Here is a 12,541-nt window from a genome sequence, read left to right on the forward strand (position 1 = left end):
CATGCTCGACGTGCTCGGCGGGCGAAAACGAGAGACGCCCCCGATCTGGATGATGCGGCAAGCCGGCCGCTACTTGCCGGAATATCGCGAGCTCCGCGCCAGAGCGGGCAGCTTCCTCGACCTCTGCTTCACGCCGGAATACGCCGCCGAACTCACGCTGCAGCCGATCCGCCGTTTCGGCTTCGATGCCGCGATCATCTTCTCCGACATCCTGGTCATCCCCTACGCGCTCGGCCGCAGCGTGCGCTTCGAGGTGGGCGAAGGCCCGCGGCTTGATCCGCTGGATACGCCGGCGAAAGTCGCCGCGTTGGCTCCGACCGCCGATTTCGAAAAGCTTCAGCCGGTCTATCAGGCGCTGCGCGAGGTGCGCGGCGCGCTCGCCGAAAACGTCACGCTGATCGGCTTCTGCGGTGCGCCGTGGACGGTTGCGACCTATATGGTCGCGGGCCAGGGCACGCCCGACCAGGCGCCGGCGCGGATGATGGCGTATCGCGAACCGGAAGCATTCTCGAAAATCATCGATACGCTGGTCGACAATTCGATTCTGTATCTGGTCGGGCAACTCGAGGCCGGCGCCGATTGCGTGCAGATCTTCGATACCTGGGCCGGCGTGCTGCCACCACGCGAATTCCTGCGCTGGTCGATCGCGCCGACCGCGCGCATCGTCGAAGGCGTGCGCGCGAAGGTGCCTGACGCAAAGATCATCGGCTTTCCCCGCGGCGCCGGCGCGCTGCTGCCGGCCTATGTCGGCGCGACCAAGGTCGACGCCGCCAGCATCGATTGGACAGCCGAACCCTCGCTGATCCGCGAGCGCGTGCAGAGCCGGGTCGCGGTGCAGGGCAATCTCGATCCGCTGGCCTTGATCGCCGGCGGCCCCGCGCTCGACCGCGCCATCGACGACGTGCTGGCGAACTACGCGCAAGGCCGGTTCATCTTCAACCTCGGCCACGGCATCCTGCCGGAGACGCCGATTGCGCATGTCGAGCAGATGATCCGGCGGGTGCGGGATTACAGGAGCTAGCGGTGCGCTCGCATTTTTGGCTGATTCAATTTTAAAACAACTTGCGCGGTGTCATCGCGGGATCGCGAGGCGTCGTCACGAGGCCTTTTCGTCGCATGGAGCCTCGGAAGCACATGCGCTAGCCGCCGGGCGTCGGCGCCTCCTGCCGAGGACCGACGGCGCTCGGGAGTGCTGGCGGCCGAGCCTCCGGCACCATCATCGTGCGCGCCGCCAGCAGCCACGGCATCCATATCCATCGCGCTGCCTGCGTCCAAAGCGTGAAGGGATCGGCCATCTCGAAAGAGCGCGCGAACGCTTCGAAGGAAGGTGTCGCACGCAGGTTGATCGACACCTGCTCCCAATCGCAGTTCCGCGATTGTCGGTGAACGATATCGATGTCGAGACCGGGCAGATGCGCGCTGACTTTGGTGGCCTCGATCTCGCTCTCTTGACTGTATGTCTCTTCACGCATGAGACCTGCCGTCGCCGTGCAATCTTTGATCCGCCGGACACGTGCCGCCGCGAGCCGGCGGACTATCACGCATCATCGTCCGGAATGGAAGCCGGGAACCGGCTGCCACACCGCTTCGACCTTGCGGCGGCGCCGGCGCTCTCTCCGCCCGACCATGAAAGTTCCACTTGGCTGTTCTCCGGCGACCGGCTCACGAGCCATAGCGTCCGCTCTCACGACCCATCGTTCAAGGGCGTTCGACAAGCAACGGCAACACGTTTGCACCACCCCCCATGAGGGGATTCGACGGCTCGAAATGCTCCCGCAGTTCTCGTTTCCGGACGAGCGACCGCGCATCGAGAAAGGCATCCTTCAAGCTGACGGTCTGCCGCAGCGCGGTGTTGAAGAAAGCGTCGCCGAAATAGGTCCACCTGGCCTTGTCCTCACAGCCGAACGACGAATGGTTGGCGTCGGCCGCGGTGATGACCAGCACATCGGGATTCGCAAGACGCGGGACAAAGACCCCGGAATAGCAGGCGGAGATGACCACCACCTTGTGTCGCACACCCGTCTTCGCGAGCATGTCGGCGAGACGAGATGGCGTGAGCGTTTGTGTGAGCCGCCCCGCCTTGATCGCAAGGCCGTCTGGAGAGCCATGCGAGGTGAGAATCAGGAAGAGAACATCTTTCTCGGCATCCAGGCGGTTGGCTGCGGCCAGCAACGACCTGGCCAGAGCTTCGATCGTTGCACTTCCGCCTTTCCTGGAATTGTATTGCACGGTGACCGGGCCAGTCTCGAAACGGCCGGCTACGACCTCTGCTGCGCCGGTCGCCTCGGATCTAAACACACCTTGATCGCCGAACAGGCCAAACGAGACCACCCCCAGCTTTCCGGCATTCTCAACAGCCTGGACCGGCGAAACCGACGGAGCGATGGTCAAGACAACAGCGACGAGCGGCGCGACGAGCCGCCTGATCCAGCATCCGGACGTCATGATGACCCTCGTTCCAAGATCGCCGCTACAGAATTGCGGCCCAACAACAAATAGCGGAGCACCCGTGAATTTCCATCCCTGGGAACGGGAACCTCGTCAGAGACGCTCGCACTTCGCCCACGGTTCCGGACGAAATCCGGATCAGCCCGCTTCAGGGTGCGTGAGGTGGCGCACATATTCGCATCCGAGATCGAACCCCTGCGTTGGAGGCCGCAACCAACCGGTAGCCGAAAGGCCGAACGGACGTAAGGAGGCATCCATGACGTTGACCCGACACCTTCGCATCCTGTCGCTGGCTTTAGCCGCACTGAGCTCGGCGACGCCCGCTTTTGCACTCAACCCGCAGCCGCTGCCGCCGGGCATGCGCTTCAATCCCGCTATCGTCAATCGTGCTCCAAGCGTGGGAGCCTGGAACAGAGGCCCAATCGGGCTGCACTGTCACGGCGTCCAGATCGGCGATCCGCGGACCCATCCGCCGGTGCGTGTCTGTCCGTGACGGCGGGACAACACCAGGCCGCTCTCGGACAGGTACCGGACAAGACTTCTGAATAAGGGCCGATGGGGCTCAGGCGACCGCGGCGGCACTATTCGTCGCGGTTTCCGCGTAGCTCTGGCAAACCCGCAGAGTCTTGTCGCAGCGCCAGCAGATCATGCCAGGCACCAGGCGTAGACACGCTATGCAACGTCATACAGCCGCTGCAGGCGCTCGGTGATGATGTCGCAGAACCGCTGCAGCTCGGCCTTGTTGCGGACCGGGCCAGCTTCCACGCCAAACATCAGCATTGATCTCCACGGAATGCCGTAAACTCGCACGGTGACGCCGCGTTTGGGACAGCCGTCTACCTTGCTCAGGTCTTCGTGGATCATCGCCGCCAGCTCTTCGGCTGTTTTTCTTTCCTTGGCTCGATCTGCCATCGTCGGCCCTCAGTCCATGACAATCAGCGCGGCGTTTTCAATGGGCGATGTCATGACGGGCTGGTATATCGCATCCACCTGCTCGCGAAAATGGCCGTATCACGCGGTGACTATCGTAGGTCTGTCGCTCTTCAATGGCCATAGCCGGTGAAGAGATGGACGACGGCAACGCCGATGCGCCTGGCATTGGGGAAGCCGGCGGATAGCTCGGCAAGCGCGAGAAAGAACAGCCCGTAGAAGTAAGGCGGATAGCGCGGCTCGAGCGCAAGGAGCGGCGAGGCAAGGCGGCGCCTGACCCAATCGCGATTGATCACGACGCTGGTGGCAATGCCGAGCAGCGCGCCCGTCAGGATATCGCTCGGATAGTGAATGCCAAGATAGACGCGCGCCAGCGAGGCCAACGCGGCGAAGACACCGAACAGCAATCCACACCAGCGCGAGATCAGCCAGAACCCCGCGGCGATCGCGAACAGATAGGTCGCATTGTCGCTCGGAAAGCTGCTCCAGTGCTCGAGATCGGCATGCCATTCGAAGCTCGGCGCATTGGCGCCGATGCCATACATCGGACGCTCGCGATAGGGCAGCAGTATCGACAGGACTCGGTTGGCGATCAGCGCCACGGCAACGGCGAGGATGATGGTGATGATGACTTGCCGCCGTCGCGGCATTTCCTTGTCAGGCCAGTACCACAACAGGCCGACGATCCCCATGAAGATGGAACCCTTGAGGACCTCCATATGGACGACAATGCGGTCGAGCGTCGGACTTGCGCCGCAAAGATCATTCAAGGCATGGAAGATCGATACGTCCAGTCCAGCCAGTGATTGCAACACCCTCGCATGCCTCCGCGCAGTCAGTCGACTTGTGACAGCCGCGTGACATCCCCGAACGATCTGCGACTGCAATATGACGGACTTAGGGCGCGGCCGTCGCCCGCGATTCCCGGTGCCATGGAACCGGTCTTTCTCTGCCGCGGCGAGAGGTCGTCACACCGGCCGGCTGCGCTCGATGATCTCCGCGGCGCCCTTGGCCAGAAGCTCGAGCCCGACCGCGCGGCCGAGCTCGCGCGGTCGGTTTGCGGGGCCCGTGCGCGAAGCTTCGATGATGCGGCTGCCGGCATGATCCAGCACGGAAGCGGTCAGCGACATCACGTCGCCGCTCACCTGCGCAAATCCCGCGATCGGCGAGTTGCAATGTCCGTTGAGCACCCACAGCACCTCGCGCTCGGCATCGGCGCAGGCATGCGCGGTCGCGTCGTCGATCGACGAAAGCATACGGCGGGTCTCGAAATCGCGCGCGGCGCATTCGACGGCGACGATGCCCTGCCCCACCGCCGGCAGCATGTCCCGCGCGGAAAATTCGTAAGCAACGCGGCTCGCCAGTCCGACGCGCTCAAGCCCGGAGCGCGCCATGATCAATGCGTCGGCAGGGCCCACCGCGCCGCCATCCGGCAGACGCTGCTTCTCGCCCTGGTCGAGCTTGCGCACGCGGGTGTCGGCCGCGCCGCGGAAATGGATCACCTCGGCTTGCGGAAACAGCCGCCGCGCATAGGCCGCACGACGCACGGCGTTGGTGCCGATCTTGAAACCCTTGCCGCGCCTGAACATATCGAGTGAAAGACCGGGCCGCAGCACCAGCGCGTCAAAAGGCGGATCGCGCGACAATGTCGCGCCGATCACAAGCCCCGGCGTATCCTCATTGCCCGGCATGTCCTTCAGCGAATGCATCGCCGCTTCCAGCCTGCCCGCGATCACCGCCTCGCGGATTTGCGCGACGAATGCACCGCCCTTGCCGCCGTGCGGCAACAGCTTTCCAGTCTGATCGATATCGCCCGTGGTCTCGAACTTGACGATCTCGACCTCGATGCCGGGAATGGCAGCTCTCAGCCGGCGCGCGATCTCTTCCGTCTGCGCCAGCGCCATCGCGCTTTTGCGCGTGCCGATCCGAAACCGCGACACCTAACGAGGCTCCTCTCTCACCGCGCATCCTCCAGGATCATATCAGAGGCTTTCTCGGCGATCATGATGGTCGGCGCGTTGGTGTTGCCCGACATCAGGTCGGGCATGACAGAGGCGTCGACCACGCGCAAGCCCTCGATGCCACGCACGCGCAAGCGCTGGTCGACCACGGCCAGCGGATCGTTGCCCATGCGGCAGGTCGAGGTCGGATGATAGACTGTGCTGCCGGTCTTGCGGCAGAAGTCGAGCAGGTCTTCGTCACTCGTGACGTTCGCGCCGGGATAGACTTCGTCCACGCAATAGGATTTCAACGCAGGTGCGGCCAGGATCTTGCGCAGGATCCGGATGCCGTCGATGAAGGCGGCGCGGTCGGTTTCGGTCGCAAGATAGTTGATGCGGATTTCCGGCGGCGCGCTTGGATCGGCGCTCCCGATCTTGAGCGAGCCGCGGCTTTCGGGCCGGAGCTGGCAGACAGAAGCGGTGAAGCCGGAGAACGGATGCAGCTTCTCGCCCATCTTGTCGGTCGAGAACGGGATGAAATGGATCTGAATATCCGGCGAGGCCAATCGCGGATCGGTCTTGAAGAACGCACCCGACGTGCCGGCTGCGACCGTCAGCGGGCCGGAGCGGGCGAGCGCATAGCGCGCGCCCGCCATCACCCGCCGCACCGGATGATTGATGATATCGTTCAGTGTGATCTTCTGCGCGCAGCGCGTCACGATGCGGACCTGCAGATGATCCTGCAGATCGTTGCCGACGCCGGCCGCATCGAGCACGACGTCGATGCCGTGCGACTTCAGAAGATCGGCAGGGCCGACGCCGGAGAGCTGCAGAAGCTGCGGCGAGTTGTAGGCGCCGCCGGAAACCAGCACCTCCTTACGCGCCCGCGCGGTGCGCGGATTGCCGTTCTGCCTGTAGACGACGGCGCTGGCGCGTCGTCCCTCGAACAGGATTCGCTGGGCCAGCGCAGAGGTCTCGACGTGCAGATTGCTGCGGCCCATCGCCGGGCGCAGATAGCAATAGGCGCTGGAGGCGCGGCGGCCGCGCTGCGTCGTGGTCTGGAAGAAGCCGGCGCCTTCCTGCGTCTTGCCGTTGAAATCCGGATTGAAGGGAATGCCGGCCTCGACAGCGGCCTTCACGAAGGCTTCCGACAACGGATCCTCATGCCGCCAGTCCGATACCGACAGCGGCCCGCCGGTGCCGTGATAGTCGTCGGCGCCGCGCTGCTGGTTCTCGGCCTTCTTGAAGTAGGGCAAGACGTCGTCATAGCCCCAGCCGACATTGCCGCGCTGGCGCCAGCGGTCGTAATCCTCGTGCTGGCCGCGCACATAGAGCAGGCCGTTGATCGAGCTCGATCCGCCCAGCACCTTTCCGCGCGGCTGAAACACCTGCCGCCCGCCGAGGCCGGGCTCCGGCTCGGTCTGGTACATCCAATTGACCGATTTTTCCTTGAACAGCTTGCCGTAGCCGAGCGGCACGTGGATCCAGATGTTGCTGTCCTTCGGTCCCGCCTCGAGCAGCAGCACCGAATGCTTGCCGTTCGCACTCAGACGATTGGCAAGCACGCAACCGGCCGAGCCGGCGCCGACGATGACGTAGTCGAATTCGGCGGTTTCACCCGCGCCGTTATTGTTCATGACTTCCCCCGCTCAACGCGCGAACGGCGCCACCAGTTCGAACGACGCGGCAAGGTTGCACCTAAAGCCTTCAGCGGTGGACCGGTCGAGTGGGAAGAGGTAGCGAGCGGCCCCCATGGGGTCAATTGCAAATTGCCGGCTTTTCGATTGACGTTCGCCGGCACGGGCAGCGACAATGAATGCAAAACCGGGAGACATCGGTGAACCAGCCCAGACATCTCTTGCCGACTACCGTCGTCGGCAGCTATCCGCAGCCGGACTGGCTGGTCGATCGTGCGATGCTGTCGAAATCCGTGCCGCGCACGCGCATGCAAGAGATGTGGCGGCTGCCGGAAGAGCATCTCGAAGAAGCACAGGACGACGCGACGATCGTCGCGATCCGCGACATGGAGCGCGCCGGCATCGACATCGTCACCGACGGCGAGATCCGCCGCGAGAGCTATTCCAACCGCTTCGCTACCGCGCTTGAGGGCGTCAACGCCGACAATCCCGCCATGATCACGGCGCGCTCAGGCCACCAGACGCCGGTGCCGCGCGTCGTAGGCAGGATCAGACGCACCCGCCCGGTCGAACTGCGCGATATGCAGTTCCTGCGCAAGAATACCGATCACGCCGCCAAGATCACCCTGCCCGGCCCATTCACCATGAGCCAGCAGGCCAGGAATGAATATTATAAAGACGACGAGGAGCTGGCGATGGCGTTCGCGGCAGCCGTCAACGCCGAAGCGCTGGATTTGCAGAAGGCGGGCGCCGATGTGATCCAGCTCGATGAGCCCTGGGTCCGCAACAATCCCGACCTCGCCCGCCGCTACGCGGTGAAGGCGATCAACCGCGCACTCCAAGGCATCACCGTGCCAACGGTGGTGCATCTCTGCTTCGGCTATGCCGCCGTCGTCCCCGGCTCGACCAAGCCGGCTGGCTACTCCTTTCTCTCCGAGCTCGCCGACACCTCGGCTAACCAGATTTCGATCGAAGCAGCGCAGCCCAAGCTCGATCTGGGTGTGCTCAGGGATCTCGCGGGAAAGACAATCATGCTCGGCGTGCTCGATCTCGGCGACCCCGACATCGAGAGCGTCGATACGATCGCCGAGCGCATCCGCAACGGGCTGAAATATGTTCCGGCTGACAGGCTCGTGCCGGCGCCCGATTGCGGCATGAAATACATGCCGCGCCCCATCGCCTTCGGCAAGCTGAAGGCGATGACCGACGCGGCCGCGAAGGTGAGGAAGGAGATCAGCTGACGAGCTCCGCCTGGCGGGTGTCTACCTTCGGCAATTCCTTAAGCAGCGGCCTCGCCAGATAGAGCACCTGATACGCTGCGCCCTGCTCTTGCCCGCTTGGCTCCTTCTCCGACACCAGCACCCGCGTGAGCTTCCAGTTTTGCGCGTCGACGCCAACGGCCGAAGCGACCACGGCGGCTTCCTCCGCGACCTCGCGGTTGCGCTCGATTTCTGCGGCGAACACCGACGTCAGGTCGGCATCGAGCGGGATGTCCTGCTCCTGCTTGTAGAGAAAGCGCGCTTCGTTGGCCTTGCCCTTCAGCGCATCGAGCACGAACCGCGTCTCGATCTGCGGGCGGCCAAAACTGTCGGTAACGGATTTGGTGCGACCGCCGACCAGGAAGTCGCGAAAGCCTTCATCCTTGCGCCAGAGATAGAGCGAGGAATATTCGTTGGCGATCGCGCCGAAACGACCGCGCTCGCGCAGCAGGAACGCCTTGAAATAGAGCTCGGGGATAGCGTCGAACAGATGGCCGCGGGCGCTGGCGCGATTGCGGATGATCCCGATGTCGTAGTCGGCCGGCAGCCGATGGGCGTAGTGGGCGATGATCATGATACGCTTCCTTCTCAAATAGTGATGACGATCAGCTCTTGTCTTTGGCGTATTGCGCGATGCCGTTGCCGAACGACCAGTTTTCCGGGAGCACCTCGACCAGGTTGATGAAGACGTCCTCCGGCCGCACGCCGGGATCGGATTTCAGGTTCTCGGCAATCTGGCGAAACAGCGCCTTCTTCTTCTCTGTCGTGCGGGTGTTGTTGGCGGTGATCTGGATCAGCACGAGATCATCGGTGCGCGCGATGCCGAGATAGGTCTTGCTGTAGCTGAAATCCGGCTCGTCGTGCTCGTCGAGCACCATGAAGCGATCTTCATCGGGCACGTCGAACGTGGAACGCATGGCGCGATAGATGCCGTCGAGAATGGCCTTCCGGTGGGCGGCGGGCTTTCCCTTCCGGAGTGAAACGCGAACGAGCGGCATGTGGGCCTCCTGTTGTCCTGAACTCGCGGTCAACATAGGTGCCTCTTGATCATTGCGAAACGATATTAAATACTATTTCAATGATTTGCTTTTGAAATGAGAGAGAAACCATGAAAGCGTTGGATATCGAGGCTGTCCAAGCCTTTGTTCTGACAGCCGATTTGAAGAGCTTCACCCGGGCCGCCGAGGCCATGGACACGACCCAGTCGGCCGTAAGCCTGAAGATCAAGCGGCTGGAGGACGGGCTCGGGCGGCGGCTTCTGGAGCGGACGCCGCGGCTGGTGCGGCTCTCGGCCGACGGCAATGCCTTTCTGGAGCCGGCGCGCAACCTGGTCGCGGCGCATCACGGCGCGATCGGCTCGTTCGGGCTCGAACAGCGGCGCCTTATCGTCGGCATCAGCCATCACATCGTCGGTGGCGAGCTGCCGCTCCTGCTCAGGCGCATGAGCGGCGCCGAGCCGTCACTGGTGCTGGAGATGCGCGTTGCAACCTCGCGCGAGGTGCTCGACGAATTCGACCGCGGCGTCATCGATGCGGCGATCGTGCTGAGTCACGACAACCGCCGCCGCGGCGGCGAGACCATCCTGGAGGAAACGTTCGGCTGGATGGCCGCGCCCGACTTCGAGCATCGCACCGGCGAGCCGCTGCGGCTCGCGACCCAGGCCGAACCCTGCAGCGTGCGCAGCATGGCGATCGACGCGCTGAAAGGCGCGGGCATTGCCTGGACGGAAGTGTTCGTCGGCGGCGGCATCGCCACGACCGGCGCCGCGGTCTCCGCGGGGCTCGCGGTCGCGGCGCTTGGCCATCGCGTCGCGCCCGCAGGCACAATCGACGCGAGCGCGAAATTCGATCTGCCGCCACTGCCCTCGCGCGACGTGTTGCTTTTTTCCAACGTCACCGACCGACAGACGAAGAACTCGCTGAAGACGCTCGCCGCCACGATCCGCGCCACCGCGAATTAGGAGTCACGGCCGCCGCGTCGGCTGGGTGTTCGGCGCCGGCGCGTGCTCCAGCTCAGACTCCTCCGGCAGCTTGTCGCCGTGCACGAGAAGCGCGGGCCCGATCCACAAGGGATCAACGAGATGATCGCGGCGCGGATTGGTGGTGTTCGGATGCACGAGGACCGAGAGCTTGCCGTGGTTGAGCATCAGCCATGGTACGAACTCGGCAAAGACCTCGGTCGCAAAGGCGACCTGGTACATGGCCTGGTCGTGCGGACCGACCTTCACGTCGTGCCAGCGCCCGAGCGTCACCGAAAAGCGCTCGCCGATCCATTGCCGCAAGCGCTCCGCCTCGCCGCGCGTAGTCGCGGGATCGTAGTAGACGTGGGCGTGGTAGCTTGCGATTTCGCTATAGGGCCGCGGGGCCGCGTGCTCGCTCATTTTGCCGCTCCTCGGATCATCGCCTTTTGTGGACCAGCGGGAATATGTTAGCAAGATCGCAAATCTTCAACGAGGCGCCCGTTTCGATGGACATGCTGGTCAAGCTTTACGATCTGCCGGACTCCCGAAAGTTTCGGGAGCAATTGGCGCAGGCCGGGATCGATCTCCGCCGCGCGCTGGCGCCCGAGAAGCACAAGGTGATCGCCTGGGTGAAGGATCATTTTTCCGACTACTGGGCGAGCGAAGCCGAGGTGGCGTTCAGCCGCGAGCCGGTGTCCTGCTTCATCGCGGTCAAGGAGGGCAGGATCAGGGGCTTTGCCTGCCATGATGTGACCTGCCGCAATTTCTTCGGGCCTACCGGCGTCGATCCGAAGGCGCGAAAGGGCGGCGTCGGCACCGCACTCCTGCTCGCCTGCCTCGAGGACATGAAGCACGCGGGCTACGGCTACGCCATCATCGGCGGCGTCGGACCTGCGGACTACTACGCCAAGGCCGTCGGCGCGGTCGCGATCGAAGGCTCCGACGTCGGCATCTATCGCGGCCTGCTCGGCGCCTCGCGGTTCGCCGGCTAGCGCGGCACTGCCAGCGCGGCGAGGCCAGAGACATCAGCGCTCCCGTCAAGCGACCAGACCGCTTCGATCAGGGGCTGCACGTCATGCCGCGGATTCCAGGCCGTGGCACACGCGCGAAGCTTCTGCTCGAGGTCCTTGTCGCTCATCGGATTGACGTCGCTGCCGCGCGCGGCGGATTGCGACAGGCGATGGGTCTCGCCATCGGCGGTCGTGATTTCGACGGCGGCCGCGATCGTCGAAAACGACACGTCGCGCACGACCTCGACCCTCTGCCGCAACGTGACCACGCGTGGATCGTTGACGCAGGCATCCGTGAACTGATCGAGCCCGGCCTCACAAAACACCAGCGCCGCCGCGACCGCATGCTGCACGCTCACCTGCGACTCGCGCCCCGTTGAAATCTCGGGACGATCGGCGCGATGTGCGAGCAGCGGATTGCCGCGCACCACGACTCGCCTCACCTCGGCCTTCGCATGCTCGCGGCACCAATCGAGCACGCAGTCGAGCGCCGGATGGATCACGAAGCCGCACGGATAGGGCTTGTAGGACGTCGCCATCAGCTCCCAGGTTTCGCCGAGACGATCGGTCACCCGAGCGAGGTCGGGCTTATCGCCCATCGCGTTGTAAAAGCCCTGCCGTCCGGCGAGCGGCTCGGCCGGACCGTCAAAGTCTCTTTCGGCGAGCAGCGCCGACCACAAGCCGTTGCGCGCGGCGTTGCCGACGCCCACGCTTTTCGCAGGCCAGCCCAGGCACTCGCAGAGACCCGACGATTGCGTCGACGCGGTGCCGAGCGCGGAGACCAATTGCCGCTCGTTGAGCCCCAGCAGCTTGCCACTACCGGCAGCCGCGCCGAACACGCCGCAGGTCGAGGTGATGTGCCAGCCCTTGTCATAGTGGTGCGGCGAGATCGCGAGCCCAATGCGGGCCTGCACCTCATTGCCGAGGATGAAGGCAAGCAGCAGCTCCGGCCCGCTCACCTTGCGAAGCTCGGCGAGCGCGAGCAGCGCCGGTGCGACCGGCGCGGTCGGATGGATCACGGTCGCCACATGCGTGTCGCAGAAATCATCGACATTGGCGGCGGCCGCATTGAGGAAGGCTGCGCTCAGCGCATCGATGCGCTCGCTGCGACCGATCAAGGTCGCAGATCGGCCACCGGAAAACTCCTTCAGCGAGGCCAGCGCGATCTCGATCGGGTCGGCGCGGCAGCCTGCCAGCGCCACGGCAAACAGGTTGAGAAAGGAGCGCTTGGCCTGATGCCGCACCTGCTGCGGCACATCCTCCCATCGCGTCGCTGCGACATAGCGCGCAAGGCGCGCCGTGACATCGAGCTGCTGCAACACGTTCTCCCCCGGATTTTCCGTTAGCATCCAATGCG

At 64.2% G+C, this 12,541-nt stretch carries 15 protein-coding genes; 5 read left to right on the forward strand and 10 right to left on the reverse strand.

The window, feature by feature from the left end; genetic code table 11:
- The first annotated feature begins 1 nt into the window (after position 1).
- A complete protein-coding gene (hemE, locus tag VKR55_RS11930; RefSeq protein ID WP_324403597.1) occupies positions 2-1,021 on the forward strand; it encodes a uroporphyrinogen decarboxylase in 1,020 nt (339 codons plus the stop codon).
- Positions 1,022-1,139: 118 nt separating this feature from the next.
- Here hemE and VKR55_RS11935 read toward each other — a convergent pair whose 3' ends face one another.
- Positions 1,140-1,472 (reverse strand): hypothetical protein, encoded by a 333-nt coding sequence (locus VKR55_RS11935; protein WP_324403144.1) that lies wholly within the window; start codon positions 1,470-1,472, stop codon positions 1,140-1,142.
- A 226-nt stretch (positions 1,473-1,698) separates the two neighbouring features.
- On the reverse strand, positions 1,699-2,391 hold the full coding sequence (locus VKR55_RS11940) for a C13 family peptidase (RefSeq protein WP_324403146.1): 693 nt from the start codon (positions 2,389-2,391) through the stop codon (positions 1,699-1,701).
- 313 nt (positions 2,392-2,704) lie between these two features.
- Here VKR55_RS11940 and VKR55_RS11945 point away from each other — a divergent pair, with 313 nt between their 5' ends.
- Positions 2,705-2,941, forward strand: coding sequence for a hypothetical protein (locus VKR55_RS11945; RefSeq protein ID WP_324403148.1), 237 nt, complete (start codon positions 2,705-2,707; stop codon positions 2,939-2,941).
- Positions 2,942-3,120: 179 nt separating this feature from the next.
- On the opposite strand, the gene VKR55_RS11950 is transcribed toward VKR55_RS11945, so the two are convergent.
- From VKR55_RS11950 to VKR55_RS11965, 4 genes are all read right to left on the reverse strand, one after another.
- Positions 3,121-3,360 carry a hypothetical protein gene (locus tag VKR55_RS11950; RefSeq protein ID WP_324403150.1) on the reverse strand — a complete coding sequence of 80 codons (240 nt, stop codon included), beginning with the start codon at positions 3,358-3,360 and terminating at the stop codon, positions 3,121-3,123.
- Between the two features lie 131 nt (positions 3,361-3,491).
- Positions 3,492-4,193: a phosphatase PAP2 family protein gene (locus VKR55_RS11955; RefSeq protein ID WP_324403152.1), complete on the reverse strand. Its 702-nt coding sequence runs from the start codon at positions 4,191-4,193 to the stop codon at positions 3,492-3,494.
- A gap of 153 nt (positions 4,194-4,346) precedes the next feature.
- Complete coding sequence (gene hemC, locus VKR55_RS11960) at positions 4,347-5,318, reverse strand: hydroxymethylbilane synthase (protein WP_324403154.1); 972 nt, start codon at positions 5,316-5,318, stop codon at positions 4,347-4,349.
- A gap of 17 nt (positions 5,319-5,335) precedes the next feature.
- Positions 5,336-6,955, reverse strand: a complete 1,620-nt coding sequence (locus tag VKR55_RS11965) for a GMC family oxidoreductase (protein WP_324403158.1) — start codon at positions 6,953-6,955, stop codon at positions 5,336-5,338.
- Between the two features lie 179 nt (positions 6,956-7,134).
- Here VKR55_RS11965 and VKR55_RS11970 point away from each other — a divergent pair, with 179 nt between their 5' ends.
- A complete protein-coding gene (locus VKR55_RS11970; RefSeq protein ID WP_414642345.1) occupies positions 7,135-8,196 on the forward strand; it encodes a 5-methyltetrahydropteroyltriglutamate--homocysteine methyltransferase in 1,062 nt (353 codons plus the stop codon).
- Here VKR55_RS11970 and VKR55_RS11975 read toward each other — a convergent pair.
- The gene (locus tag VKR55_RS11975; RefSeq protein WP_324403162.1) at positions 8,189-8,788 is read right to left on the reverse strand and encodes a DUF4865 family protein; all 600 of its coding nucleotides are present in this window, start codon (positions 8,786-8,788) and stop codon (positions 8,189-8,191) included. The genes VKR55_RS11970 and VKR55_RS11975 overlap by 8 nt on opposite strands.
- Before the next feature lie 31 nt (positions 8,789-8,819).
- Positions 8,820-9,212 (reverse strand): tautomerase family protein, encoded by a 393-nt coding sequence (locus VKR55_RS11980; RefSeq protein ID WP_324403164.1) that lies wholly within the window; start codon positions 9,210-9,212, stop codon positions 8,820-8,822.
- Positions 9,213-9,322: 110 nt separating this feature from the next.
- Between VKR55_RS11980 and VKR55_RS11985 the strand changes: the two genes are divergently transcribed.
- The gene (locus VKR55_RS11985; RefSeq protein ID WP_324403166.1) at positions 9,323-10,174 is read left to right on the forward strand and encodes a LysR family transcriptional regulator; all 852 of its coding nucleotides are present in this window, start codon (positions 9,323-9,325) and stop codon (positions 10,172-10,174) included.
- Between the two features lie 3 nt (positions 10,175-10,177).
- Here the strand turns inward: VKR55_RS11985 and VKR55_RS11990 are convergent, their stop codons facing one another.
- Positions 10,178-10,594 carry a DOPA 4,5-dioxygenase family protein gene (locus tag VKR55_RS11990; RefSeq protein WP_324403168.1) on the reverse strand — a complete coding sequence of 139 codons (417 nt, stop codon included), beginning with the start codon at positions 10,592-10,594 and terminating at the stop codon, positions 10,178-10,180.
- 86 nt (positions 10,595-10,680) lie between these two features.
- Here VKR55_RS11990 and VKR55_RS11995 point away from each other — a divergent pair, with 86 nt between their 5' ends.
- Positions 10,681-11,166, forward strand: coding sequence for a GNAT family N-acetyltransferase (locus VKR55_RS11995; protein ID WP_324403170.1), 486 nt, complete (start codon positions 10,681-10,683; stop codon positions 11,164-11,166).
- Here VKR55_RS11995 and VKR55_RS12000 read toward each other — a convergent pair.
- On the reverse strand, positions 11,163-12,503 hold the full coding sequence (locus VKR55_RS12000; protein WP_324403173.1) for an MmgE/PrpD family protein: 1,341 nt from the start codon (positions 12,501-12,503) through the stop codon (positions 11,163-11,165). The two genes, VKR55_RS11995 and VKR55_RS12000, sit on opposite strands and share 4 nt — an antisense overlap.
- Positions 12,504-12,541 lie beyond the last annotated feature (38 nt).

Origin of the sequence: Bradyrhizobium sp., assembly GCF_035309285.1 — a bacterium.
In the GTDB taxonomy this organism is placed as follows: Bacteria; Pseudomonadota; Alphaproteobacteria; order Rhizobiales; family Xanthobacteraceae; genus Bradyrhizobium.